This is a genomic window from Halorussus salinus, assembly GCF_004765815.2.
Taxonomy (GTDB): Archaea; Halobacteriota; Halobacteria; order Halobacteriales; family Haladaptataceae; genus Halorussus; species Halorussus salinus.
The window spans coordinates 144,419-167,674 of sequence record NZ_ML974128.1 but is presented as its reverse complement, the minus strand read 5'-3'; the positions used below and the strand labels follow the sequence as shown (position 1 = coordinate 167,674).

Sequence of the window (23,256 nt, the reverse complement as noted above, 5' to 3'; positions counted from 1 at the left end):
GTTTTATAGATAGCTCAGAACGCTCTAGAAATTTTAAAACCGATTTTACGGACGTTTCTCCGAAATCAGTGGTCGTGGTACGACCACTCATTCCAAGGGTGGGAAGCGTGGTCACGGACGGCGGAACTGCGGGACGAAACTGCGGGCCGACCGCGCGCGAACTCGACGCCTCAGCGGTGGCGCTCGATGCAGTCGCCGACCCGTGCGAGACCGTCTTCCAGTTCGTCGGTCGGCAGGCCGAACCCGATACGGAAGTAGTCGTCGTAGCCGAACGACTCGCCCGGCGCGAGGACGACGCTCTCTGCTTCGACCACGGTCCGGCAGAACTCGACGCTCCCGTCGAACTCGTCGGGCACCGAGACGAAGCCGTTGACGCCCACCGGGTCGTGCCACGCCAAGTCGTACTCGGCGACGAACTCCCGGACGCGCTCGTGGTTGTGCGCCGCGAGTTCCCGGTTCTCGGCCAGAATCGACTCCTCGCGCTCCCCCAGCGCCTGCCGGGCGAGGTGCTGGCCGAAGATGGACGGCGAGATGGTGGTGTAGTCTTTCCACTGCCACGCCGGTTCGACGACCTCCGTCGGTCCCGCAATCCAACCGAACCGCAGGCCAGCGAGTCCGTACGCCTTGGTGAGACTGGTCGTACTGATACCGTACTCTCCCATGCTCGCCACCGGCGGCAAGGGGGACGACGACAGCAGGCGGTACACCTCGTCGCAGAGCAGGTAGGCGTCGTTGTCGGCCGCGAGGTCGTAGAGCGCCCGGACCTTCTCCTCGGGGTGGTAGCGTCCGGTCGGGTTGTTCGGGTTGTTCAGGACCACGACCGAGGTCTCGGGCCGCATCGCGTCGGCCACCGCGTCCACGTCCAACTCCCAGTTCGGCGGGTCGAGCGACACCCTGCTCACGTCGCCGATTGCTTCGGGCACGGCGTGGAGCGCCTGATAGGTCGGCGTGACGACGACCGCGTGGCTGTCTCGGTCGAGGAGCGACAGGAACGCGAGCAGGTTCGCCTCCTGCGTGCCGCAGGTGAACAGCACCTCGTCGGCCTCGCGGTCGTAGCGGTCCGCGACGCTCGCCCGGAGTTCGGGGTCGCCGTCGGTCGGGATGACGTAGTCGAGTTTGCCGGGGTTCAGGTCGAATCGGTCGGCCTCCAAGCTCCGGATGCCGCTCTCGGCGAGCATGATGTCGGCCTCGTGTTCGTACTCGGCGAACCAGCGTTCGAGTTCGAAAGGCGGGATGTCCATACCGACGACACGCGGGCGACCAGCGTAAAGTCAGGGGGAAGACCTCGAAGTCGGACGCCGCCCGTCGCCACCTCCGCCACCGATTTTTCACCCACCAACTCTCATCGACCAACTCTCACCCACCGACTCTCATTCGCCGACTCGCACCCACCGGGCCTTCTTCCACCGCTACTCCGCTACACTAAAGTCGTCTACCTCTCTCCCGCCAGTATGAAAGAGCGAGCGAGCGCGGTTCTCCGCCACGGTGTCCGAGCCGCGGCACTCGTCGCCGGGAACCTCCTCCCGCTGGTCGGCGTACTGGTCTGGGAGTGGAACCTCGCGGCCCTACTGGTCCTCTACGGCGTCGAGGGCGTCGTCACGTCGGCGTTCGCGGGCGCGAAGATGCTGTTCGCCGAGCGAGTACCCGCCGAGGAGTTCGGCACCGCGAATCTCCCACTGCCGGAACTGCGGGACAAGCGCGGTGGCGTCAGGCTCCGGGAAGGCTGGCCGCCCGTCTACCCGCGAAACATCCCGGACGCGCTCGGGATGGTCGGGTCGCTCCTGTTCGTCTGGGTCGTCGTCGGGGTCCTCGTCGCGGCGGACTTCCTGCTCTCGGCGTCGGCCGCGATTCCCGCCACGGTTCTGCTCTCCGCGGTCGGACTGGTGGCGACCCGCGCGGTGGAGTTCCGTCGGGAGTACATCGGCCGCGGCGAGTACGCCGACGTGTCCGCCCGCGCGGCCGCCGCGACCGCCGGTCGGCAACTGCTTCTGGTCTTCTTCCTCCTGCCGCTCCTCGCCGCACTGGACGAGTCGCGCGCCGCGGGGACCGTCCTGTTGCTGGTCGTCGTCGCGGCCAAGACCCTCGCGGACGCCTACGGTTTCTGGGTGGACCACCTCGACAGGGAACCGCTCGGTCTCCTCGAACGACTGTTCGACGCCGCCGAGACGGGCGACCCGCCGCCAGCCATCGACGTGCCGGAGGAGTCGCCCGACGAGCGCGTCCAGACCGACACGTCGGCGGTGCTGTTCACAGGTCTCGTCCCTATCGCGCTCGCGTTCCTCAACCGCACCGGACTCCTCTTTCTCCTGCTGTGCGCCTTCTCGGCGTTCGTAATCGGCGTTTGGGCGGTCGTCCCGCTGGTCGTCGTGGTCGGCGTCCTCGGGGGCGTGAGCCTGCTGACCCACTACGTCCGGTTCGGCACCCTCGAATACCAGCGCCGAGGAGAGACGCTGGTCTGCTACGACCGGTGGCTCGACGCGGCCCAGTGGGCCTGTCCCGTCGGCGAGATTCGGGACCCGTCGGCCTCGCGCCGCATCACGAGCAGACTGTTCGGGACCACCGTCGTCCGGTTCACCGACGACGAGGGCGACCGGTATCGAATCGGTCCCCTCGCGGACGCCGACAGCGCGGTCGAGCGCCTCGGCTTCCCGGCGTTCGACGCGAGCCAAGACGAACCGAACCGACAGCTAGCGGCGGCCGCGCTCGGTCTCGCCGCCGTCTTCGTCGCGCTTCCGACCTTCCTCTACGTCACGCCCGTCACGTCGAAAAGCGAGGCGATGGCCGTCGCTGTCGTGCTGGTCCCGGCGATGGCGGCGACCGTCTTGCCGTTGCTCTGGGTGTCGCTGTACAACGCCTGAAAACCCGCGGTCGGGAACGTCACCACTTCGCCCAGACCGCGAGCGCGAGGAGCGCGACCAGACCGAGATACGTCGGCGCGAGCGGGACGATGGTCGCACATCCGGCCCAGTCGGCGTGGACGTGGTCGATTCGCACCTTCGTGATTCGGCGGGCGCTCTCGGCCATCGAGGGCGGGCAGTTTCGGAGCGTCTGACTCCTCGTCGTCAGGACCACCTCGACGCCGACCGCGACCGAGGAGACCAGCGCGGCGGCGACCTTCTGGCGGCGCGTCGGGTCGGGAAACTCCACGAGAGAATCGGAGTCGCCACCGGAACTTCTGCTTTTCTAACTACTCGCGGGCGGAGAAACGAGCGGCGGTCAGACGTACATCAGCGGGACCATCGCGACGACTCCCGCGACCAGTCCGGCGAGCAGTTCCTTGTAGCCGTCGCCGGGGAGGTCCGCACCGGTCTCCAGCGCCTCGGGGACGAACTCGGTGGCGACCAAGTAAATCATCGCGCCCGCGGCGAACCCGAATCCGAAGGGCAGGAACTCCTGCGCCCAGCGGACGAACACGAACGCGACGACCGCGCCGATGGGTTGGGGGAGACTGGAGAAGACGGCCGCGCCGACCATCCGCCACTTGCTCACGTCCATCGCGCGCATCGGGATGGAGATGGCCAACCCCTCCGGGACGTTGTGGATGGAGATGGCGACGGTCATGAAGACGGCCAGCAGGGGCACCGAGAAGCCCAGAATCGGGATGCCGCCCTCGAAGCCCAACTCGGCGAACGAGACGCCGATGGCGACGCCCTCCGGGAAACTGTGGACCGTCAGGATGCCGAGGACGAGGACGAGCGTCTTGAGGTTCCCCGTGGCGATGGCTTCGGCCTCCATCGCGTGGTCGTCGTGGCCGTGGCCGCCGTCCGCGTGGACCTCCTCGTCGGCGTGGTGATGGTCGTCCGTCTCGCTCCCGTCGCTCTCCTCGTCAGCGTGCTTCCCGATGTCGATGGCATCGAGCGCCCTGTCGGCGACTTCCACGAGGAGAACGCCAGCCAGCAGGCCGCCGACCATCAGCGTCGGAAAGCCTCCCGACGCGTACGCCAGTCCCTCGTTCACCAAGCCGAACAGCGACGCCGCGACCATGATTCCCGACGCGAGACCCCACAGCGCGACGTTCCAGCGGTCGCTGAAGTCGTCCACCACGAAGAACGGGAGCGCACCGAGACCCGTGGCGAGCGCCGTCACGAGGCCCGCGACGAACACCAACACGAGGTTCTCGACGAGTGCCATGTGCGTCCGTTCTCACTACTGGTCAAAAAGAGTTTCCAAAACACCAATCTGTTTTTGGCTATCCTAAAACGGGCTCCTCGTCTCGCGGCGTCCGACGCTCCCACCTCGAACAGTTTCTCCCGCGAACTGTGTATTTTCTACGCCTTAATACCGAAATTAAGTGGGTAGCGACCGACTCTCGGCGTGCGGACGAACGAGTTCGACCCTCGGCGGTCCGGCCACTCTCGCGACCGACCGTCGGTGTCCGTCGCGCGAACCGAGAGCGACAGCTATCGCCAGACTACCCACGACGATGCTCACGAACACGCTCGCCGACGACCGCCGTCGGCACGGCAACCCGGCGTATCGACCGACGACTGCGGGACCGGTCCCCGTCACCGACGACCGCCCGACTCCCTCCTCGGCCGGGGTCGCCCGGAGGAGACCGCGATGAGTCCCGACCTCGGCTCGCTCCTCGACCGCGAGCGTTTCGCGGGCGCGGTCTTCGACGCCTCACTCGACCGGACCACGGCGGTCGTCGCGGCCATGCTCGCGCTCGACGCGGTGTGGTGGCTCCTGCTCTACAACGGCGACGTACCGATGCCGGGGATGATGTGGCTGATGAAACAGGGGGTGCCGATGGCCGCGCCCGGCGCGATGGAGTTGGGCGTCTTCCACGTCGGGACCCTCGACGCGGTCGTCGGCTACGTCTCGATGTGGGGCGTGATGATGTGGGCGATGATGTACCCCGCGATGACGCGGTTCACACGGGAGTACGCCGCGTCCCACCGCGGGTCGGACGCCGACGCCGCCCTCGCGCTGGCCTCGTTTCTGACCGGTTATCTCCTCGTCTGGGCGCTCTCGGCGGTCGTCCCGCTGGCGCTCCACGCGGCGCTTCCGGGCGGCATCTACGGCTTTACCGAGTCGCACACGACTCTCGCGCTGGGCGGCGCGTTGGTCCTGACCGGACTCTATCAGCTCTCGCCGTTCAAGCAGTCGCTCCTCCGCACGTGCTGTCACGAGGTCGAGCGCCACGCCGACGGCATCGCTCGCGCGTTCGAGGAGGGCGCGGACCACGGCCTCCGGTGCGTCCTCGTCTGCTTCGGCCCGTTCTTCGTCCTGATGCCCTTCTTCGGCGAGATGAACTTCTTCTGGATGGTCGCGCTGACCGCCGTCGTCACGATGGAGCGACTCCCCTCGTGGGGCCGGGAGATAGCGGTCTCGACCGGTCTCGTCTCGCTCGTCGCGGGGCTGGCCGTGTGGCTCCTCGGGCCGGACCTGCCCGTGACGTTCACGATGGCGATGTAGAAGGCGTGACGACCGGGGTCGCGCTACTCTCCGCCGCGACGCTGGCGCATCTCGTGGCGGGTGAACTGCGGGGTGACTCGGGTGCCCTTTCGACCCCGGAAGTTCTTGTAGAGCAACGCGGCCACGCCGACCGAGAAGGCCCCGGCGACTGCCGCCGACTGCACGTCGGCCAGCGCGTAGAGGAACGCAGTCGAGAAGACGCCCGCGGTCAGCAACATGCCGTAGACGAGGCGCTTGGCCAGCTTCTCGAACACGTCGTTGCCGTCCTCCACGTCGGCCCGGACGTAGAAGTCCTCGCGCTCGATGCGATCCAGCGTGTTCTCCAGCTTGGGCGGAACCCGGACCGACGACTGGATGGAGCGTTGAATCTGGTCGCCGGTCTCGCTGGCGAACTGCTTTATCGACTCCTCGCGGTAGCCCTGCTCGGTCAGGTAGTCGGTCGCCACCGAGATGAAGTCGAAGTCGGGGTCGAGCGTCACACAGACCCCTTCGACGACGGTGGCGACGCGCAGGACCAGCGCGAGATTCGAGGGCAGTCGCAGGGGGAACTCGTAGATGGTGTCCTCGACCTGCTCGACTATCTGTTGGACGCGGTAGGTCTCGATGTCCTCGCCGCGGGCGTCCTCGATGGCCAGTTCCATCACGTTCCCCATCGTCGCGCGGTCGGCCTCCGGGCTGAGGGTGCCCATCTCCACGAGCGCGTCCAAGATGCCGTCGATGTCTTGGTTCGCCACCGCGATGTAGAAGTCGATTATCTTGTTCTGGATGAACTCGTCCACCCGGCCCGACATCCCGAAGTCGTAGAAGACGATGGTGCCGTCGGATTGGACGGCGAGGTTGCCGGGATGCGGGTCGGCGTGGAACACGCCGTCCTCCAGCAACATCTGGAGGTACGCCTCTTGGAGGTTGACCGCGAGTTGGTGACGGTCGACGCCTATCGCGTCGAGTTCTTCTACGTCGTTTATTTTCGTGCCGGTGATGTAGTCCATCGTCAGCACGCGCGGCCCGGAGTGGGAATCGACGACCGCGGGAATCGCCACGTCGTCGTTGCCCTCGAAGTTCGACCGAATCTCGGTGAGCATCGCGGCCTCGCGCTCGTAGTCCATCTCTTGGCGAATCGTCCGGTCGAACTCGTCGGCGAGGTTCTCCAGCGAGAACGCCCGCGCCTGCCCGATGAACCGCATCAGGATGGGGAGCGACCACTGGATGACCCGCAGGTCGGCCGTGACCAACTCCTCGATGCCGGGCCGCCTGATTTTCACCGCGACCTCGTCGCCGTCGATTTCGGCGGTGTAGACCTGCCCGAGGCTCGCCCCGGAGATGGCGTCGGTGTCGAACGCGTCGAAGTACTCCTCGATGGGACCCACTTCGTCTTCGAGGACCGCGCGCGCCTCGGCCCAGTCGGCTGGCGGCACCTCGTCTTGGAGCTTCGACAACTCGTCGACGTACTCGGGCGGCAGGATGTCCGGCCGCGTCGAGAGGAGTTGCCCCAACTTGATGAACGTCGGCCCGAGCGTCAGGAGCGATTCCAACAGCGTGTTGGCGCGCTCGACGCGCGTCTGGCTATCGACCCGGCGCGACCGCCCGAACAACAGGAACCGGCGGCGGTCGCGGGCGTAGCTCAACAGCAGGGGCAGGAAGTGGTACGCGACGACGAAGAACCGCCGGTACGCACGGAGGTTAACCAGTGTGACCACCTCGCGGCGTCACCGGCTCTCGATGGGGATTTCCTGCTCGGGCGTCGCCTCGCGCTTCGGCAGGCGAATCTCCAAGACGCCCCGGTCGATGGTCGCCTCTGCGTCCGCGCCGGTCGCGTCCGGCGGCAGGGGTAGGTCGGCGTCGAGGAACAGCGACCGCTCCTCTTGGAGGTAGGAGAACTCCATCGGCACGTCCTTCTCGCGGCGCGCCTCGATTTCGAGTCGCCCGTCGCTGACGCCCACGTCCACGGTCTCGTCGTTGACTCCCGGCAGGTCGATGACCAGCAGGTAGGCGTCGTCGCTCTCCAGCAGGTCGGCGAACACCGCGTCCGGCAACTCCCGCATGGCCTCACGAAGCGCTGACATACCTGCGTCTTAGGACGGAAGGGCGAAAAAGGGTGTGGTCGCGGTCTGCGGCCCCTTCCCACACGTTTTTGCCCGCGGACGGCCGATTTCTACGCATGACCGAGGAGCAACCCGACCGAAGACAGTCGGGGTTCAAGGACAAGACCCGCGTCGGCGAGGCCCGCGAGCGTCTCCTCGACGCCGTCGCGCCCCACGACCGGACCGAGGAGGTCCGCCTCGCGTCCGCCGACGGTCGTCTCCTCGCGGAGGCGGTCGTCGCGGCGCGGGACGTGCCCCACTACCCCCGCGCGGCGATGGACGGCTACGCGGTTCGGGCGGCCGACACCTTCGGTGCGAGCGACCGCTCGCCCGAGGTGTTGCGGAACGCTGGCGGCCCCGCGGGGACCGACGAGGGAGACGGACCGAACGAGGTGCCACCGAACGGCGCGGTCCGAGTCCACACCGGGAGCGAACTCCCAGCGGGCGCGGACGCGGTGGTGATGATAGAACAGGTAGACGAGTTCGGGGATGGCGAGGCGCACCGCGCCTCGGGTGCGAGCGGCGAAGCCGTGAGCGACGTGGAAATCTTCGACGCCGTGGCGGAGGGCGAGAACGTCGCGCCGGTCGGCGAGGACGTGGAATCGGGCCAGCACCTCTACGACCCCGGCCACCGGCTTCGGCCCTCTGACTTGGGACTCCTGAAATCGGTCGGCGTCGATACCGTGACCGTCCGCGAGCAACCCACGGTCGGCGTGATTCCGACCGGCGAGGAGCTAGTCCAGTCCGACCCCGGCCCCGGCGAGGTCGTCGAGACCAACGGGCTGACGGTCTCGAACTACGTCGAGCGATGGGGCGGGTCGGCGACCTACCGCGACGTGGTGACCGACGACCGCGACGCGCTCCGGGCGGCCATCCAGCGCGACCTGACGAAAGACGTGGTGGTCACGACCGGCGGCTCGTCGGTCGGCGAACGGGACCTCCTGCCCGAAGTCGTGGCAGACCTCGGGGAGATTCTGTTCCACGGCGTCGCGCTGAAGCCGGGGCATCCGGTCGCCGTGGGCGTGGTCGAGGAGACCCCCGTCGTCATGCTCCCCGGCTACCCGGTGGCCTGCATCATCAACGCAGTGCAGTTCCTCCGGCCCGCGCTGAAGGAAGTGGGCGGACTGCCCCACCAGTCATTCCCGACGACGGAGGCCCGGCTCGCCCGGAAGATTCGGAGCGAACCGGGGATTCGGACCTTCGCACGGGTGCAGTTGGACGAGAGCGGTCGGGAGGAAGACGCGAGCGGTGACGAACCGGGGGCGACCGCCACGCCCACCAGAGCATCCGGGTCGGGCGTCCTGTCGAGCGTCGCGCTCGCGGACGGCTGGGTCGAGGTGCCCGAGGAGCGCGAGGGGATTCCCGAGGGCGAGGTCGTGGACGTACAGGACTGGGAGTGGTCGGCGTGATTCCGCGAAACGAACAGTTCGACGGCGGTGGCAAACGAGACAGCAAAGTCCTCGAAAGCCCTCGCGCGCTCCGCTCCCGCGGCTCGCTGTGCGCCTCCCGCGGCTCGCTGTGCGCCTCACGCGGCTCGCTGTGCGCCTCACGCGGACGCTCGCTTCGCTCGCGTCCTCGTGTCGGTGCTTGCGTCGCCGGGGTTCGCGGAGCGCGCTCGCCCTTTCAGTCCGCCGAGGACGGTGGACGCCGAACCACGCGGAACCCGTGGAATAGGAAGTTAGCGTCCGGCGCGCGGGGGCGCGCCCTCGTGGCGCGCCCGACCGTGCGAGGGCTGAGCATCGCAGGCCGGAGGCCGAGAAGCGCAGGCGGTTGGGGAGGTGTGAGGCCCTCGCGGTGCGGTGCGGGGCGGTTACGGTGCTGTAACTCCTTTTCGTCGGCAGTAGTTCCCTCGGTCTCGAAGCAAGCCACCGAGACGGTAGCCCTCGAACTAACTACCGAGACCGCAGTAGCCGACCGAATCGCCCGAAAACCGACCGACGAAATCGAATCAGGAGACCACCAGCCATGACAGACCGAAAGGAGTTCAGAGACCTCGCGGACCCGGACGACGCACGAGACGCCATCGCCAGCCTCGACCTCGCGCCCGACCCCGAGGAGGTCCGCCTCGAAGACGCGCGGGGTCGCGTCCTCGCGGACCGAATCGACGCCCGACTCGACGTGCCGGGGTTCGACCGCGCGAGCATGGACGGCTACGCCGTGCGCGCTCGGGACACCTTCGGCGCGGACGAGACCGACCCGGCGCTCCTCTCGCTCGTCGGGACCGTCCACGCGGGCGAGGAGCCAGCGGTCGAGGTCGGCGAGGGCGAGGCGGTCGAAATCTCGACCGGCGCGGTCATGCCGCCCGGCGCGGACGGCGTGGTGATGGTCGAACGAACAGACGAGAGCGATGACGGTGACACTGTCGAGGTCCGGACCGCGCTCGCGCCCGGCGACAACGTGATGCTCGCGGGTGCCGACGTGGCGGCGGGCGAGCGCGCGCTCGGCCCCGGAACGCGGCTCACGGCCCGCGAAATCGGCCTGCTGTCGGCGCTCGGCGTCGAGTCGGTCCCGGTCCGCGGAAAGCCGACCGTCGGCATCGTCTCGACCGGCGACGAGTTGGTCCGGCCCGGCGACGAGGTAGACAGCGCGGCGGGGCAAATCTACGACGTGAACAGCTACACCGTCGCTGCGGCAGTCGAGGAGGCTGGCGGCGAGCCGAAACTCTACCCGCACGCTGGCGACGACTACGACGAGATGGAGGCGATTCTCCGGGAGGCCGCCGACGAGTGCGACCTCGTGCTGTCGTCGGGGTCCACGAGCGCGAGCGCGGTGGACGTAATCTACCGGGTCATCGACGAGCGCGGCGAGTTGCTCCTGCACGGCGTCGCCGTCAAGCCTGGCAAGCCGATGCTGGTCGGACAGGTCGCGGACTCGGCCTACGTCGGCCTGCCGGGCTACCCCGTCTCGGCGCTGACCATCTTCCGGACGTTCGTCGCGCCCGCGATTCGGCGCGCGGCCGGGGTTCCCGAACCGGCCACGGCAACGGTCCAAGCGCGGATGGCGACCGAGGAGCGATACGGCGAGGGCCGGATGCGCCTGATGCCGGTGGGTCTGACAGAAACTGGCGAGGCGCTTCGCGCCTCGAAAAACGCGAGCGGTGGAACCCAATCCGACGACCTGCTGGCCTACGTCGTGGACAAGGGGAGCGGCGCGACGACCAGTCTCGTGGAGGCCGACGGCGTGGTCGAAGTCCCGGCCGACACCGCGTACGTCGCCGAGGGCGAGACCGTCGAAGTGCAACTGTTCTCGCCGGACGTGCGTCCGCCGACCGTGCTGGGCGTCGGCGAGGACGACCCTGCGCTCGCTCGTTTGCTCGACGCCATAGAGCGTCCGCGCTACCTCTCGGTCGGGTCGCGCGAGGGCCTGCGCCGCCTCCGTGACGGCGTGCCCGACTTCGCGGTCGCGTCGGGCGACTCGGCCGACGCCGCCAGCGACCGAGGAGTGGACGCCACCGAACTCGCCACCTACGAGCGCGAGTGGGGACTGGTCGTGCAATCGGGGAACCCCGAAGACATCGCCGACCTCGGGGACCTCGTGGACCGCGACCTGCGATTCGTTAACCGCGGGTCGGACTCCGGTCTGCGGACCAGCCTCGGCAACGCGCTGGCCGACCTCGCTGACGAGCGGGGCACCACGCGCCACGCGCTCGTGGAGTCCATCGACGGCTTCGAACTCGCGGCGAAGGCCCACGAGAGTCCGGCCAGAAAGGTCGCGGCCGGACAGGCCGACGCCGGTCTCGGCCTGCGCGCGACCGCCGCAAAACTCAACCTCGATTTCGTCCCGGTCGGCACCGAGACGGTCCGCGTGCTGGCGAACCCCGACCGCGAAGGCAAGTCCGGCGTCCGCGAACTCGCCGACGCGCTGGACGAGGAGCTAGATGTCGTGCTGGCCGAACTTTCCGGGTTCGGTCGGTAGAAGCCCGCGAAGGGAACCGCCTCAGCGGGGACTCAGCCCGTAAATCAGCGAGCGTCCGAACACCAGAATCGGGATGATTTCGAGGCGGCCGACCCACATATTGAGGAGGAACATCGCTTCCGCGAGGGGACTCATGCTCGGCCCGGTGATGCCGGTCGAGAGGCCGACGTTGCCCTGCGCGCTGGCGACCTCGAAGAGGGCGTCGGCGTAGCCGAACTCCGGTCCGGCGACGTTCACCAACACGATGGAACTCGCCACCAGCAGGACGACCCAGAGGAGACTGACGATGGCGGCCTCGCTGAACTCCCGTTCCATCTCGTTGCGCGAGAGGCTTCGGCCGTTGATTTTGGCGGTGACGACCGCGCTCTCGGGCAGGAAGACTCTTGAGAACTGCCAGACGATGCCCCGACCGATGGTGTAGGCCCGGATGATTTTGATGCCGCCGACCGTCGAACCCGCGGCCCCGCCGATGACCATTCCGATCGAAATCAGGAGCTTTCCGCCCGTCTTCCAGTCGCCAATGCCCGACGACTGGAATCCGGTACACGAGAGGGCACTTATCCACTGGAATACCGAGTCCCGGATGGCGTCCGTCTGGGCCGCCGAGAGACCGACCGTCTGCAACCCGGCGTAGTTCCGCGGGTCGAAGGCTGCAGTGACAGCGACCGCGTTCTGAAGCGAGAGGACGACGACTCCGGCCCCGAACAGGACGAACAGCCACCGGGTCTGGAGGTCCTCCCAGAGCAGTTCGGCGTCCCGATTCGAGAGGATTCCGTAGTGAATCGGGAAGGCGATGGCTCCCAGCGCCATGATGGGCAACAGCACGGTCTCGATGAGCGGCGAGTCGTAGGTTGCGATGGAGTTGTCCGTGACCGAGAACCCGCCGGTCGAGAGGCCGGTCATGGCGTGGTTGAGCGCCTGCCAGAACGCCTGCCACGCCGGGAGTCGGGAGCCGTAGTCCGACAGCGAGATGGCGACGAACATGGCGAGGACGGCGAGGACGGTGTAGAGGACGAAAATCTTCCAGACGGTCCGGACCGTCGAGATGATGCTCGGGTGAATCTTCTTCTCGCGGGCTTCGCTCCGGTAGAGAGCGTAGCTTCCGCTTCCGGGCCGGGCCAGAATCGCGGTGGTGAGGACGATGACGCCCACGCCGCCGACCCACTGGATGAACGAGCGCCACCACTGGATGGCGCGAGGGAGCGTGGGTTCGTGGATCGCCATCGTGAGTCCCGACCCGGTCCACCCGCTCATGCTCTCGAAGAAGGCGTGGAGTGGGTCCCGGAAGTAGACCAGACTCGACCGGGACTCGACGCCGAACATCGTCACCGTCTCGTAGGTCCCGGCGGGGGCCGACTCGACGTAGGTCGCCATTATCTCGGGAGGAGTCAGGTACGCCGTCAGGAAGAAGGGAATCGCACCGAACAGTGCGACGCAGAACCACCCGGAGGCGGCGATAATCATCCCGTGTTTCATCCGCGGTTCGGGGGCCTCGGCGAAGTACCGCTTCGCTCCGAGACCCATGCTCGCCGTAAGTCCGCCCGACAGCAGGAAGGCGAGCGCGGAGTACCACTCGGCGAAGACCAGCGCGACGACGACGCTGATGGTCATCAGTCCGGCCTCCATGGCGAGAAGCGACCCCACGTCTCGTGCGATGATAGCGAGGTCCGTCGGTACCCGACGAACCGTCCGATTCCGGGCCACGTCAGGCCTCGCCAATCGGGTGGTCCTCGAAGTGGCCGAACACGTCGGTCACCTCGGGCGTCGCGCCGCGCTCGGAGTAGACCGTCACCACGTCGCCGACCCGGATTTCGGTATCTCCTCGGGGCGTGAGGGGTTGGTCGGCCCCGTCGCGCTCGATGGCGACGACGAGCATATCCTCGGGGAGGAGACCTTCGGTGGCGGCCGCTTGAATCCGCTTCCCCGCGATGGCGGCCTCCTCGGTGACGCTGGTCTCGAAGACCTCGGCCTCGTCGCCGACGCGCATGTAGTCGATGATGGAAGGGCGCTTGACCGCCCGGTAGAGGTACTCGGCGATGAGTCGCTGGGGGTTCTGCATGGTGTTCACACCGATTCGGCGGAACAGGTCCATGTGTTCGGCGTCGTGGACGACCGAGACGATGTTGGGGACCTCCAACTCCTTGCCGAGCAGGCTGACCATGACGTTGGTCGCGTCCTGGTCGGTCGTAGAGATGAGCGCGTCTGCGCGGTCGATACCCGCGTCCAGCAGTGTGTCCTTCGTCGTCGCGTCGTCGTTGAGGACGAGACAGTCGTACGTAGAGGCGGCGTGTTCGGCCTTCTCCTCGTCGCGCTCGATGACGACGACTTCGTTCCCGCCCGCGGTCGCAATCTCGATGAGAGGACTACCGATATTGCCAGCGCCGACGATCACGATGTACATCTTTCAACGAGAGTAGCTTCGGTGGTGACAAAAAGGATAGCGGTATCAGTCCGCGGGGAGAAACAATTACAGTTACTAAACAATCACCCGTTTGTCTTTCAGCACTATTTTCCTGTTCGAGGAGGCGAGCGGCGGCCGGTCCGAAGGCCTCGCTCAGTCCGCGTCGGCGGTCGCCAGCAGTTCCTCGAACGTCTCGACGCGGTAGTCGCCGAGGACGCAGTGTTCGCGGCGGTCGTGGCCGTGGCGCTCGACGTGAATCGCGTCGAGTCCGGCGTTCCACGCCGCGCCCACGTCGCTCGCGCCGTCGCCCGCGTAGACGCCCGCAGACGTGCCGCTCGACCGGCTCCCGTCGGACTGGCCTCCATCGGACTGACCGCCGTCGGTCGCCGTGGCCGCAGAACTGCCCGCGCCGCTCTCGCGCACCCCCAAGTCCTCCATCGCGTGGTACATCGGCGCGGGGTCGGGCTTCCAGCCTAACTCCTCGTCACAGCAGATTATCGTGTCGAACCAATCCCGGATGTCGAGTTCGTCCAGCACGGGGTTGGCGAGGAACGGCTGGCAGTGGGTGACGAGACCGACCGGGCAGTCCAACTCGCCGACGAACGCGGCGTCGTCGTAGAGGTAGGTCTCCTCGGCGCGGCGCTGTGGGTCCTCGATGTCGTGGAACGCGGGCCAGAACTCTTGGGGGTCGATGCCCCACTCGCGCAACTGGTCGTTGCGGTTCCCGCCGAGACCGTGCCACAGAATTTCGGCCTCTCGGTCGGAGAACTCGCGGCCGAGGCGGTCGCCGACCCTGTCGAACACCGAGCGGGGATACGACCAGTCCACGTCGATGAGGGTGCCGTCCAAGTCCAACAACCAGTACTCGTATTCGCGGGCGACCATAGGGACAGTTCTGTAGGCACTCCGGTAATTTAAGACTTTTCCGGGCGAGCGTCGAGCGACCGCGGACGTTCGAACGCCAGTCGCTGACGGGGCGCTCCGCCGGAGACGGTCGGTAGTCTGCCGGAGATAGTGGACAGTCTGCCGGAGACAGTCGGCGCTCCACCGCGGAAACCGCTACGCCGTCTGCACCTCGACGGAACTCCCGAGGTACTTGTTCAGCACCTCGGACACCGAGTCGGCGTTGAACGCCGCCAAGTCGTCCCGAATCTCGTCTTTCAACGCCGTCAGGTACTCGTCGTCGGTCTCGAACGCGCGGTACTCGACCGACAGGACGGTCGCGTCCAGCGCCTCCTCGGTCAGCCGCCGGAAGTGGCGCTCGTCGTTTATCTCGCCGCGCCAGAGGTTGTCCCGGAAGAACAGCCAGCCCTCCTCGCCCGGCGGGTCGGCCTCGCGCGAGAGGCGCGTCTCGAACTCGTTCGGTTCGACCGAGACGCCCCCGACCGCGGGGTCGAGGCGAAACCGCACCGCGAAGACGTAGCGGGCGTCCATCGTCAGCGCAGGTCGTCGGTCAACTCCGCCATGTCCACGTCGGCGTCCGTGATGCCGCCCTCCTCGTGGCTGGTGAACCGGACCTCGACCTCTTTGTAGCGGATTTCGATAGTCGGATGGTGGAACTCCTCTTCGGCGAGTTCGCCGACCTCGCTGGCGAACGCGACACCTTCGAGGTAGTCGTCGAACTCGTAGACGCGGACGATTTCGTCGTCCACGCGTTCCCAGTCGTCGGGGAGTTGGGCCGCTATCTCGTCGTCGGAGAGTAGGTCTGCCATGGGTACTCGTTCGGCGTTCTGGCTGATAAAGTTCGGTGGCCGAGTGACGGGGCGAGTGGCGAAGCCGATAACGGCGTCGGCTCGCGTCGTCCCGCCGGGAGCGAGGCGGCGGGTATCGTTACTCCTCTTCCAGCGCGTAGAGCGTGTGGTCGGTCGTACCGACGTAGAGCGTCCCGTCTACGACGACCGGCGACGACTTGACCCCGTGTTCGATGTCGAAGTTCCATCGTTCCTCTCCGGTCGCGGCGTCGAACGCGGCCACGTCGGACGTGCCGATATACACCGTGTGGTCGGCGACGACCGGATGGCTGTGGTCGACGTTACCGACCGCCGCTCGCCACCTCTCGGTCCCGTCGTTGGCGTCGAGTGCGAAGAGAGCGTCGTCCCAAGTGGCCACGTACACCGTCCCGGAACTTACGGCCGGTGACGCGGGGACGCCCTCGTTCTCGAAGTGCCATCGTTCGGTTCCGTCCGTCGCATCGAGAGCGTACAGGCGGCCGTCGTGACTCCCGGCGTATACCGTCCCGTCGGCGACCGCGATTCCGTCGAAGACTCCGCCCTCGTCGAACTGGTCGTATCCGTCGTGAGCGGCGGTTTTAAATCGCCACTCCTCTCGACCGTCGTCCGCGCTCACCGCGTAGACGTGCCCGTCCTGAAAGCCGCTGCCGACGTAGACGGTGCCGTCGGCGACCGCTGGGGTGGTCCAGACTTCCGAATTGGTTCGGAAACGCCACTTCTCGACCCCCGTGTCGGCGTCGACCGCGTACAATCGACCGTCGTGACTGCCGACGTAGACGGTTCCGTCGACGACTTTCGGGGCCGAAAAGACGACGCTATCGACTTCGAACTGCCACGCGACCGACCCGTCCTCGCGGTCGAGTGCGGTGAGCGCGCCCGACTCCTCGCCGTGCGGGCCGAAACTCTCCCCGAGGAGAACGCTGTCCTCGGTCACGGCGGGCGAGGAGAACGTCACCGACCCGGACGGGTAGCGCCACCGTTCGGCCCCGGTGTCGGCATCGAGGGCGTAGAGGTGGCTCTGCTCGTCCGGGAGTGCGGTGTCGGCGTCGTCGGCGAGATAGACGGTTTCGTCGGCGACCGCTGGCGACGAGGTGATTCGATACTCCGTCTCGAAACGCCACCGTTCGGTAACCGGACTCGTCGGTCCCGCCGCGTCCGCGTACCCCGTGTTCGCGGCGTCGGGGCCGAACATCGACCACTGGTCTGTGCCGTTCATTGTTTCCTTACGCCGACTGGACTGTCTGTCTCCATAACTGTTCGGTATTGTTCACTGTTCCGAACGTCGGTAGTTTCTTCGTCGCACTGCTGGCCGCGGCGGCCCCCGTTCTTCACCGACTCCTGTCGAAGGCCGTTCCCCCCGTTTCAGAACGGAACGGCGAGAAAACGCTCAGTCGTCGTCGGCGATTATCGCCCGCACGTCCTCGGGCATCTGTTCTGCCATCTCGTCGGGAACCTCGCCGCCCAACCGCTCGCGGACGAACTCGGGCGGTCGGGCGGACTCCTCGCCTTCGGCCGCCTCCTCGCCGCCCGACTCGCCGGGCTCGCCGAAGTCCGGGTCGAACAACTGGAGCGCCGTGTTGATGGTGCCCCAGTCGTCGTCCGCGGCGGCGTCGCGCAGACTCTTGGTCGGCGGCGCGAGGAGTTGCGAGACCAGCGCGTCGGCCATCGCGGCGACGACCTCCCGCTGGTCGTCGGTGAGGTCGCCGTTGGCGTCGAGTTTCGAGAAGGCTTCCGAGAGTTCCCGCTCTTTGACGCGCTCGGCGCTCTCGTACATCGCCGAGATAACTTCGTCGGCGCGCTTGCGCTTGTAGCTCTCCAGCAGGTGTTCGAACTCCCGGTCTATCATCGCCTCGACCGACTCGGCGGCGGCCCGGCGGCGGCGCTCGGTCGCGTCGGTCACCGACTCCAAGGCCGCCATGCCGTAGAGGGTCACGCCGTCTACCGCGTCGGCGGCGGGCGACACGTCCCGCGGTTGGGCGATGTCCACGACGACGGTCTCGCCCGCGTCGCGGAGGTCCTCGGCGTCGAGGACGTGGCCCTCGCTCCCGGTTGCCGAGACCACCACGTCGGCGGCGTCGAGCGCCGACGGGAGACCATCGAGACTCACCGCCAGCGCCTCGTCGTGGGCGACCGTCTCGGTAACGTCCGTCGCGCTGTCGAGCGAGCGATTCGCGACGTAGAGCGTCCCGACGGCGGCGTCGGCGAGCGCGTGGGCCGCGATGGTGCCCATCTCGCCCGCGCCGACGACCAGCGCCGTCGCTTCGTTCAGGTCGGTCCGCTCGTCCAGCAGGTTCACGGCCGCGCTCCCGACCGACACCGCGCCGTCGTTGATGGCGGTCTCGGTACGGGCGCGCTCGCCGACGTGGATGGCCTTCGTCACCGCGTCGTCGAGCATCGGGCCGAGCGCGCCGACCTCGCGGGCCGACTCGTAGGCGTTCCGGACCTGCCCGAGAATCTGGTCCTCGCCGAGGACGAGCGATTCGAGTCCGGCCGCGACCCGCAGGAGGTGGCGGAGGCTCTCGTCGTGGCCCATCTCCACGGCCGAGTGGTCGCCCACGTCGGGCGCGAAGTCCGCCAGCACGGCCCGACCGGTCGCCTCGGCGTCGGTGACGACGTAAACCTCGAACCGGTTGCACGTCTGGAGCGCGAACGCCTCGCGGACGCCCGGTACGTCCGTGAGTCGTCGCAGGACGGTCTCCTCGTCGGCGTGGCAGGCCGCCTCAACGTCGTCCAGACTCGCGCGGTCGTGGCTGATTCGGATGCCGGAGACGACGCCGGTCGCCGCGCTCACGGGCATCGCCTCCCGAGTCGCGTGTCAGAGAGAGAGATTCCGAGAGTCATGTTGTCACCCTTGATGTCCCGCCGTACTGCTCTTGTTCGGGTCTTGGGACGGCCGGTACGTAAACCCTTCCAAACGCGACACGTCCTCGCACGCGGGCGCACGTGAAAAGCCGTGGCGCTCGTTCTCTGGGCGCTCGCGCGACGCGGCGTGAGGGTCGTCTCCGCGTTCCGCGTGGAGTCTCGTGCCCACCGTCTCACCCCTCGACGCCGGTCACTTCGAAGCCGAGGTCCCGAATTCCGTCGAGGATGCCCTCGTGGTCGGCGCTGGCCTCGTAGTAGAACACCACGTCGAAGGTGCCCTCCCGGAGGAGTTGCTGGCACTCCCAGACGAACTCCTCGTCGTCCAGCGTCAGGCCCTGATGCTGGTTCGACGCGAAGTCGGTGTCGTCGGTGCCCGAGTAGACGAACGTGTCGGTCGGCTCGTGGCCCGCGTGGTCGGCGATAACGTCGCCCACGTCCACGGTCGTCTGATGCATCTCGGTCTCCGCGTCGCTCCCGAAGTCGGTGTGGACGACGGCCCCGTTGAGTTCGATGTCGCCGGGTTCGAGCAGCTGCTTCGTCCGCCGGTAGAGCTCCTCGTCGAGTGCGTCTTCCATACTCGAAGCAAGCCGACGAGCCGTTAAACGCGCTACGGTTCTCTCGAACGCATCGTTGCCACTACCGAGTCGGCGTCAATAAAATCTCAGTTCTACGCGATACGATTACAGGCGTTCGAGATTCTTCGCGCGCGGACCCTTGTCCGCCTGCTCTATCTCGAACTCGACTTCCTGCCCCTCTTCGAGGTCGGGACCGCCGATGTCTTCCATGTGGAAGAACACGTCTTCGTCGGAATCCTCGGTGTCGATGAAACCGTAACCGCCAGTGTCGTTGAAGAAATCAACCGTACCTTTCGCCATTGCGTCTGTCCAAAGACGTTCCACGGTTAAAAAGGTATGCACCGGACCGGAGTTGGTCCGGCGTCGCTTCGCGCTCGCCGAGACTGGCGTCAACTCGGGGTCAAAAGGCTAATTGCTCTCGGCGGTGTCGATGCCAACAACGGATGCTACAGTGGGCACAGCGGCGAGTGCAGGCGGCCTACGAACGGCTCCTCAGACGGGAAATCTCGGGCGCACCGACGCACGTCGCGGTCATTCAGGACGGCAACCGACGCTACGCCAGCAAGCAGGGCGGCGACGCCCCGGACGGCCACCGCGCTGGCGCACAGACCACCGAGCGCGTGCTACACTGGTGTCAGGAGATGGGGGTCGAGGAGCTGACGCTGTACACCTTCTCGACCGAGAACTTCGAGCGCCCGGACCACGAGAACGAGGCGCTGTTCGACCTCTTAGAGACGAAGTTGCACGAGTTCGGCGACGACGAGCGCGTCCACGACGGCGAGGTCTGTATCCGCGTCATCGGCGACCGGGACGCGCTTCCGGGGCGGGTCCGGGACGCCATCGACTACGCGGAGGGCCGGACGGCCCACTACGACGAGTTCACGCTCAACGTCGCGCTGGCCTACGGCGGCCGGAACGAACTCCTCAACGCGACCCGCGACGTGGCGCGGGCGGTCGAGGAGGGCGAACTCGACCCCGACGAGATCGACGTGTCGGCCATCGAGGACCGCATCTACGACTGTCCGGTTCGGGACGTGGACCTCATCATCCGGACCGGCGGCGACGAGCGGACCTCGAACTTCCTGCCGTGGCACGCCAACGGCAACGAGGCGGCGGTGTTCTTCTGCACGCCCTACTGGCCGGAGTTCTCGAAAATCGACTTCCTGCGGGGCATCCGGACCTACGAGTCCCGCGAGGAGTCGTGGCGGCGCGCGAAGGCCAACCGCGCGCTCGCGCTGGTCCGGGAGTTGGGCGGCGTGGAACTGGAAGAAGCCCGGAGCGTCATCGACCGCTTCCGGGGCAGTCTGCCCGAGGAGTCGGGTATCGACGAGTTGAGCGTCGAGGAGTTGGAAGTCGAGAGCGAGTCGTCGGTCGAGTGACTTACCGGCCGAACCGGCGCTGTCGGTTCTTGTAGTCCAACAGCGCCCGCAGGTACTCCCGTTTCCGGAAGTCCCGCCAGTTCACGTCGGTGAAGTAGAGTTCCGAGTACACGGACTGCCAGATCATGAAGTCCGAGAGGCGCTCCGCGCCGGTCTTCAACACGAGGTCGGGGTTCTCGGGGAACACCAGATGCTCCTCGACCGCGGCCTCGTCTATCTCCTCGGCGGAGAGTTCGCCGTCCTGCACATCCCCGGCGAGTTTCTGGACCGCGCCCGCGAACTCGTGTTTCCCGCCGAGACCGATGGAGACCTGAATCGGCGCGTCGGCGCGTTGGGTGTCCTCCGGCCCGCGGACCGCCAACTGCCGAGGAGCCGCCACCCCTTCGAGTTCGCGGCGCAACGTCGGGGCCGCCTCGGGGTCGAGGACGCTGACGTAGACGGTCACGCGCTCGGCACCGTACTCGAAGGCCCACTCGAAGAAGGCTTCGAGCGTGGCGTACGCGCCCTGTTCCAGCAGGTCGCGCTCGGTGATGATGACCGCGATGTGGTCGGGCGTGTCGGCACCGTGTCTGCGGAGGCGGGCGGCGAGATAGCGGTCGTAGACTCCCACGCGCTACGGATTCGACGGCCACCGTCCTAAACGTCACGGACTACGACTCGTTCACTGCACGGTGCCATTTCGCGCCGAATTCTACGGAAGGAGTCCCGAAGCAGAACCTGTCGAAGTCGGAAAGAAGACGGCGAAATCTACGGGAGACGAGCGACCAGCTTCAGGCTTGAGCGATGGAGTCTGCCGCACTGCGACCGCAACGGTCCCGCACCGCGACGGCGTGCCACACCCTCCCCAACCGATTCCGTCACTCGTCCCCTCCGGGGACTCGTTCGGTCATCCCTCGCGCGAATAGGCGCGACCCGCAAGCGGCCGCGCCCGCACACGCCGGAAGGAAAGATAATCTATCTCGCGCCGGAGTCGAGGGTCGAATCGACTTCGAGCGCAGTAAAATCCCGTCGTATTCGAGCCGACAGAAATGCCGGTCGGACGCCGGGAACCCGGCGCTTTCGGGCGGTCGTCGGACGGCCGTCTGACGATTCGGCGTTCGAGGACGCCGGGCGCTTCGGGAGGATTAAGTGGGCGTCGGCGGAACGGGGGGATAACGTGACCACCAGAGTTCGGCGTGCGGCGGCATACGCCGTCGTCTCGACGCTGGCGCTCGTCGCACCCACGCTGGGGTGGGCGACCGCCGCGGTGTTCGGTGCGGTCGCGGTGGGCGCGCTCTCGGTCACCGACGGACCGGTGTTCGAGTGGTTCGCCCGCCCCGCGGACCGACAGGAGGGCCGTCTCCACGGCCTCGCGGCGTTCGGCTTCGCCGCGACCGGCATCGCGCTCCTCTCGTGGTTCGCGGGCTTGCCCGACCACGTGCTGGTGGCCAGCCTCCTCGTCGTCGGCTACGGCAACCTCGCCCAGCAGGTAGCGTGGCGCTTCGACGCCGAGCCGATTCTCCGCACCGGGGCGTTCGTCGCCGGGGGGATCGTCGCGGCCGCGGCCGGACAGGCCGTCGCGCTCACTATCGTCGGCACGGAGGTCACTCCAATCCTGCCGGAAATCGTCTTTCTGGCGGCCAGCGGCGCGCTTCTGGCGGGACTGTTGCGCTCGGTGCTGTTCGTCCGCGACGACCCGCTGGTCATGCTCTCGGTGGCGTTCCTGCTGTGGCTGTTCGCGGACCTCGAAGTGATGGTGACCGTCGAGGGCATCGCGGTCGCGCTGGCGGTCACCGCGCTGTTCGGCTACGTCTCGTGGGCGCTCGACGCCGCCTCGATTGCGGGGATGATGACCGGCGCGCTGTTGGCGATGCTCACCATCGTCCTCGGCGGGTACGGCTGGTTCGCGGTCCTCATCGCGTTCTTCGGCATCGGAAGCCTCTCGACCAAGTTCCGCTACGAGGAGAAGGAGGCCCGCGGCGTCGCCGAGGAGAACGAGGGCGCGCGCGGGTCGGGCAACGTCCTCGGGAACGCCGCGGTCGCGCTCGTGGCGGTGCTGGGCTACGCCGCACAGGCGAAGTTCCCCGCGCTCGGCGGCGAGGTGTTCCTGTTCGCGTTCGCTGGCTCCATCGCCACCGCGATGAGCGACACCCTCTCGTCGGAAATCGGCGGCGTCTTCGACGGCCCGCGGCTCATCACCACGCTCGAACGCGTCGAACCCGGCACCGACGGCGCGGTGACGTGGCAGGGCGAACTCGCTGGCGCGGCGGGCGCGGCCGTCGTCGCGGCCATCGCGGCGGGCCTCTTCGAGAGCGTCGGCCCGGCGGGTGCCGGAGTGGTCGCCCTCGCGGGGGTCAGCGGCATGACGATGGACAGCCTGCTCGGCGCGACCCTCGAAGGCGACGCGCTCGGGAATCAGGGTGTCAACTTCCTCGCCACCCTGACCGGGGCGCTCGTCGGCGCGGGTCTCGCGGTGGTCGTCCTGCCGTGATTCGACTCGCTCGCCCCGAGGACCGCGCCACCCTGCGCGAGATTCAGACCCACCTTCGAGAGCCGAATCCGGCCCTCCTCTCCTACGCCATCGACGGTCCGCCGGTCGTGCTGGTCTCTACGACGCCCGAGGAGGACCTCGGGGGCTACCTCGTCGCGCTCCACGACGACGAGACCAGCTACGTCGCGGAAATCGTCGTCGCGCCCGAATATCGACGGGAAGGGCGCGCTCGCCGCCTGCTCGCGGCCGCGTTCGATTTGCTCCGCGAGCAAGACTGCACGACGGTTCGGCTCTCGGTGCATCCGGACAACGACGCCGGGAGCCTCCTCTACGAGTCGATGGGCTTCGAGAAAGTCGGCCGAGAGGACGACTACTACGACGACGGGAGCGCGGCGATTACGATGCAGCGAGACCTCTGAGACCGA

Annotated in this window: 23 protein-coding genes; 8 read left to right on the top strand and 15 right to left on the bottom strand. The window is 67.4% G+C overall.

Annotated features, from left to right (window positions below; all coding sequences use genetic code 11):
- Positions 1–170: 170 nt before the first annotated feature.
- Positions 171–1,241, bottom strand: a complete 1,071-nt coding sequence (locus EPL00_RS08895; RefSeq protein ID WP_135853041.1) for an aminotransferase class I/II-fold pyridoxal phosphate-dependent enzyme — start codon at positions 1,239–1,241, stop codon at positions 171–173.
- A 210-nt stretch (positions 1,242–1,451) separates the two neighbouring features.
- Here EPL00_RS08895 and EPL00_RS08890 point away from each other — a divergent pair, with 210 nt between their 5' ends.
- Positions 1,452–2,858, top strand: coding sequence for a DUF6498-containing protein (locus EPL00_RS08890; protein ID WP_135853042.1), 1,407 nt, complete (start codon positions 1,452–1,454; stop codon positions 2,856–2,858).
- Between the two features lie 19 nt (positions 2,859–2,877).
- Here EPL00_RS08890 and EPL00_RS08885 read toward each other — a convergent pair whose 3' ends face one another.
- Together EPL00_RS08885 and EPL00_RS08880 are read right to left on the bottom strand one after the other, a co-directional pair.
- Positions 2,878–3,147 carry a hypothetical protein gene (locus EPL00_RS08885; protein WP_135853043.1) on the bottom strand — a complete coding sequence of 90 codons (270 nt, stop codon included), beginning with the start codon at positions 3,145–3,147 and terminating at the stop codon, positions 2,878–2,880.
- 69 nt (positions 3,148–3,216) lie between these two features.
- A complete protein-coding gene (locus EPL00_RS08880) occupies positions 3,217–4,131 on the bottom strand; it encodes a ZIP family metal transporter (protein ID WP_135853044.1) in 915 nt (304 codons plus the stop codon).
- A gap of 292 nt (positions 4,132–4,423) precedes the next feature.
- Here EPL00_RS08880 and EPL00_RS08875 point away from each other — a divergent pair, with 292 nt between their 5' ends.
- The gene (locus EPL00_RS08875) at positions 4,424–4,564 is read left to right on the top strand and encodes a hypothetical protein (protein ID WP_162224186.1); all 141 of its coding nucleotides are present in this window, start codon (positions 4,424–4,426) and stop codon (positions 4,562–4,564) included.
- Positions 4,561–5,418 (top strand): DUF2182 domain-containing protein, encoded by an 858-nt coding sequence (locus tag EPL00_RS08870; RefSeq protein ID WP_135853045.1) that lies wholly within the window; start codon positions 4,561–4,563, stop codon positions 5,416–5,418. The genes EPL00_RS08875 and EPL00_RS08870 overlap by 4 nt, the downstream gene beginning before the upstream one ends.
- A 23-nt stretch (positions 5,419–5,441) precedes the next feature.
- Here the strand turns inward: EPL00_RS08870 and EPL00_RS08865 are convergent, their stop codons facing one another.
- Together EPL00_RS08865 and EPL00_RS08860 are read right to left on the bottom strand one after the other, a co-directional pair.
- A complete protein-coding gene (locus EPL00_RS08865) occupies positions 5,442–7,115 on the bottom strand; it encodes an ABC1 kinase family protein (protein ID WP_135853046.1) in 1,674 nt (557 codons plus the stop codon).
- A 9-nt stretch (positions 7,116–7,124) separates the two neighbouring features.
- Positions 7,125–7,481 (bottom strand): Hsp20/alpha crystallin family protein, encoded by a 357-nt coding sequence (locus EPL00_RS08860; RefSeq protein ID WP_135853047.1) that lies wholly within the window; start codon positions 7,479–7,481, stop codon positions 7,125–7,127.
- A 95-nt stretch (positions 7,482–7,576) separates the two neighbouring features.
- Here EPL00_RS08860 and EPL00_RS08855 point away from each other — a divergent pair, with 95 nt between their 5' ends.
- The gene (locus EPL00_RS08855; protein WP_135853048.1) at positions 7,577–8,908 is read left to right on the top strand and encodes a molybdopterin molybdotransferase MoeA; all 1,332 of its coding nucleotides are present in this window, start codon (positions 7,577–7,579) and stop codon (positions 8,906–8,908) included.
- A gap of 556 nt (positions 8,909–9,464) precedes the next feature.
- The gene (locus EPL00_RS08850; protein ID WP_135853049.1) at positions 9,465–11,414 is read left to right on the top strand and encodes a molybdopterin biosynthesis protein; all 1,950 of its coding nucleotides are present in this window, start codon (positions 9,465–9,467) and stop codon (positions 11,412–11,414) included.
- 21 nt (positions 11,415–11,435) lie between these two features.
- Here EPL00_RS08850 and EPL00_RS08845 read toward each other — a convergent pair whose 3' ends face one another.
- The 9 genes from EPL00_RS08845 to EPL00_RS08805 form a co-directional block, all read right to left on the bottom strand.
- Positions 11,436–13,040, bottom strand: a complete 1,605-nt coding sequence (locus EPL00_RS08845) for a TrkH family potassium uptake protein (protein ID WP_135853243.1) — start codon at positions 13,038–13,040, stop codon at positions 11,436–11,438.
- Positions 13,041–13,119: 79 nt separating this feature from the next.
- The gene (locus EPL00_RS08840) at positions 13,120–13,815 is read right to left on the bottom strand and encodes a potassium channel family protein (RefSeq protein ID WP_135853050.1); all 696 of its coding nucleotides are present in this window, start codon (positions 13,813–13,815) and stop codon (positions 13,120–13,122) included.
- Positions 13,816–13,968: 153 nt separating this feature from the next.
- Complete coding sequence (locus tag EPL00_RS08835; RefSeq protein ID WP_135853051.1) at positions 13,969–14,700, bottom strand: HAD family hydrolase; 732 nt, start codon at positions 14,698–14,700, stop codon at positions 13,969–13,971.
- Between the two features lie 174 nt (positions 14,701–14,874).
- Positions 14,875–15,249, bottom strand: coding sequence for an LWR-salt protein (gene lwrS, locus EPL00_RS08830; protein WP_135853052.1), 375 nt, complete (start codon positions 15,247–15,249; stop codon positions 14,875–14,877).
- Between the two features lie 2 nt (positions 15,250–15,251).
- Complete coding sequence (locus tag EPL00_RS08825) at positions 15,252–15,527, bottom strand: 4a-hydroxytetrahydrobiopterin dehydratase (protein ID WP_135853053.1); 276 nt, start codon at positions 15,525–15,527, stop codon at positions 15,252–15,254.
- A 118-nt stretch (positions 15,528–15,645) separates the two neighbouring features.
- Positions 15,646–16,761 carry an outer membrane protein assembly factor BamB family protein gene (locus tag EPL00_RS08820; RefSeq protein WP_135853054.1) on the bottom strand — a complete coding sequence of 372 codons (1,116 nt, stop codon included), beginning with the start codon at positions 16,759–16,761 and terminating at the stop codon, positions 15,646–15,648.
- A 171-nt stretch (positions 16,762–16,932) separates the two neighbouring features.
- Complete coding sequence (hemA, locus tag EPL00_RS08815; protein WP_202932582.1) at positions 16,933–18,336, bottom strand: glutamyl-tRNA reductase; 1,404 nt, start codon at positions 18,334–18,336, stop codon at positions 16,933–16,935.
- 244 nt (positions 18,337–18,580) lie between these two features.
- Positions 18,581–18,982 (bottom strand): DUF5778 family protein, encoded by a 402-nt coding sequence (locus tag EPL00_RS08810; RefSeq protein WP_135853056.1) that lies wholly within the window; start codon positions 18,980–18,982, stop codon positions 18,581–18,583.
- A 105-nt stretch (positions 18,983–19,087) separates the two neighbouring features.
- A complete protein-coding gene (locus EPL00_RS08805; protein WP_135824102.1) occupies positions 19,088–19,282 on the bottom strand; it encodes a cold-shock protein in 195 nt (64 codons plus the stop codon).
- A 143-nt stretch (positions 19,283–19,425) separates the two neighbouring features.
- On the opposite strand from EPL00_RS08805, the gene uppS reads away from it, so the two are divergent.
- Positions 19,426–20,361: a polyprenyl diphosphate synthase gene (uppS, locus tag EPL00_RS08800; RefSeq protein WP_135853057.1), complete on the top strand. Its 936-nt coding sequence runs from the start codon at positions 19,426–19,428 to the stop codon at positions 20,359–20,361.
- Between the two features lies 1 nt (position 20,362).
- Here the strand turns inward: uppS and EPL00_RS08795 are convergent, their stop codons facing one another.
- Complete coding sequence (locus EPL00_RS08795) at positions 20,363–20,971, bottom strand: undecaprenyl diphosphate synthase family protein (protein ID WP_135853058.1); 609 nt, start codon at positions 20,969–20,971, stop codon at positions 20,363–20,365.
- Positions 20,972–21,517: 546 nt separating this feature from the next.
- On the opposite strand from EPL00_RS08795, the gene EPL00_RS08790 reads away from it, so the two are divergent.
- Both EPL00_RS08790 and EPL00_RS08785 read left to right on the top strand, forming a co-directional pair.
- On the top strand, positions 21,518–22,831 hold the full coding sequence (locus EPL00_RS08790; protein ID WP_135853059.1) for a DUF92 domain-containing protein: 1,314 nt from the start codon (positions 21,518–21,520) through the stop codon (positions 22,829–22,831).
- Positions 22,828–23,250 carry a GNAT family N-acetyltransferase gene (locus tag EPL00_RS08785; RefSeq protein ID WP_135853060.1) on the top strand — a complete coding sequence of 141 codons (423 nt, stop codon included), beginning with the start codon at positions 22,828–22,830 and terminating at the stop codon, positions 23,248–23,250. The genes EPL00_RS08790 and EPL00_RS08785 overlap by 4 nt, the downstream gene beginning before the upstream one ends.
- Positions 23,251–23,256: the final 6 nt, after the last annotated feature.

What these genes read in the sequence shown, in the direction of transcription:
- EPL00_RS08845 (WP_135853243.1), bottom strand. Translation starts at nt 13,040, where the DNA reads ATGGAGGCCGGACTGATGACCATCAGCGTCGTCGTCGCGCTGGTCTTC.
- EPL00_RS08825 (WP_135853053.1), bottom strand. Translation starts at nt 15,527, where the DNA reads ATGGCAGACCTACTCTCCGACGACGAGATAGCGGCCCAACTCCCCGAC.
- EPL00_RS08850 (WP_135853049.1), top strand. Translation starts at nt 9,465, where the DNA reads ATGACAGACCGAAAGGAGTTCAGAGACCTCGCGGACCCGGACGACGCA.
- EPL00_RS08835 (WP_135853051.1), bottom strand. Translation starts at nt 14,700, where the DNA reads ATGGTCGCCCGCGAATACGAGTACTGGTTGTTGGACTTGGACGGCACC.
- EPL00_RS08890 (WP_135853042.1), top strand. Translation starts at nt 1,452, where the DNA reads ATGAAAGAGCGAGCGAGCGCGGTTCTCCGCCACGGTGTCCGAGCCGCG.
- uppS (WP_135853057.1), top strand. Translation starts at nt 19,426, where the DNA reads ATGCTACAGTGGGCACAGCGGCGAGTGCAGGCGGCCTACGAACGGCTC.
- lwrS (WP_135853052.1), bottom strand. Translation starts at nt 15,249, where the DNA reads ATGGACGCCCGCTACGTCTTCGCGGTGCGGTTTCGCCTCGACCCCGCG.
- EPL00_RS08860 (WP_135853047.1), bottom strand. Translation starts at nt 7,481, where the DNA reads ATGTCAGCGCTTCGTGAGGCCATGCGGGAGTTGCCGGACGCGGTGTTC.
- EPL00_RS08840 (WP_135853050.1), bottom strand. Translation starts at nt 13,815, where the DNA reads ATGTACATCGTGATCGTCGGCGCTGGCAATATCGGTAGTCCTCTCATC.
- EPL00_RS08870 (WP_135853045.1), top strand. Translation starts at nt 4,561, where the DNA reads ATGAGTCCCGACCTCGGCTCGCTCCTCGACCGCGAGCGTTTCGCGGGC.
- EPL00_RS08805 (WP_135824102.1), bottom strand. Translation starts at nt 19,282, where the DNA reads ATGGCGAAAGGTACGGTTGATTTCTTCAACGACACTGGCGGTTACGGT.
- EPL00_RS08880 (WP_135853044.1), bottom strand. Translation starts at nt 4,131, where the DNA reads ATGGCACTCGTCGAGAACCTCGTGTTGGTGTTCGTCGCGGGCCTCGTG.
- EPL00_RS08895 (WP_135853041.1), bottom strand. Translation starts at nt 1,241, where the DNA reads ATGGACATCCCGCCTTTCGAACTCGAACGCTGGTTCGCCGAGTACGAA.
- EPL00_RS08810 (WP_135853056.1), bottom strand. Translation starts at nt 18,982, where the DNA reads ATGGAAGACGCACTCGACGAGGAGCTCTACCGGCGGACGAAGCAGCTG.
- EPL00_RS08875 (WP_162224186.1), top strand. Translation starts at nt 4,424, where the DNA reads ATGCTCACGAACACGCTCGCCGACGACCGCCGTCGGCACGGCAACCCG.
- EPL00_RS08820 (WP_135853054.1), bottom strand. Translation starts at nt 16,761, where the DNA reads ATGAACGGCACAGACCAGTGGTCGATGTTCGGCCCCGACGCCGCGAAC.
- EPL00_RS08855 (WP_135853048.1), top strand. Translation starts at nt 7,577, where the DNA reads ATGACCGAGGAGCAACCCGACCGAAGACAGTCGGGGTTCAAGGACAAG.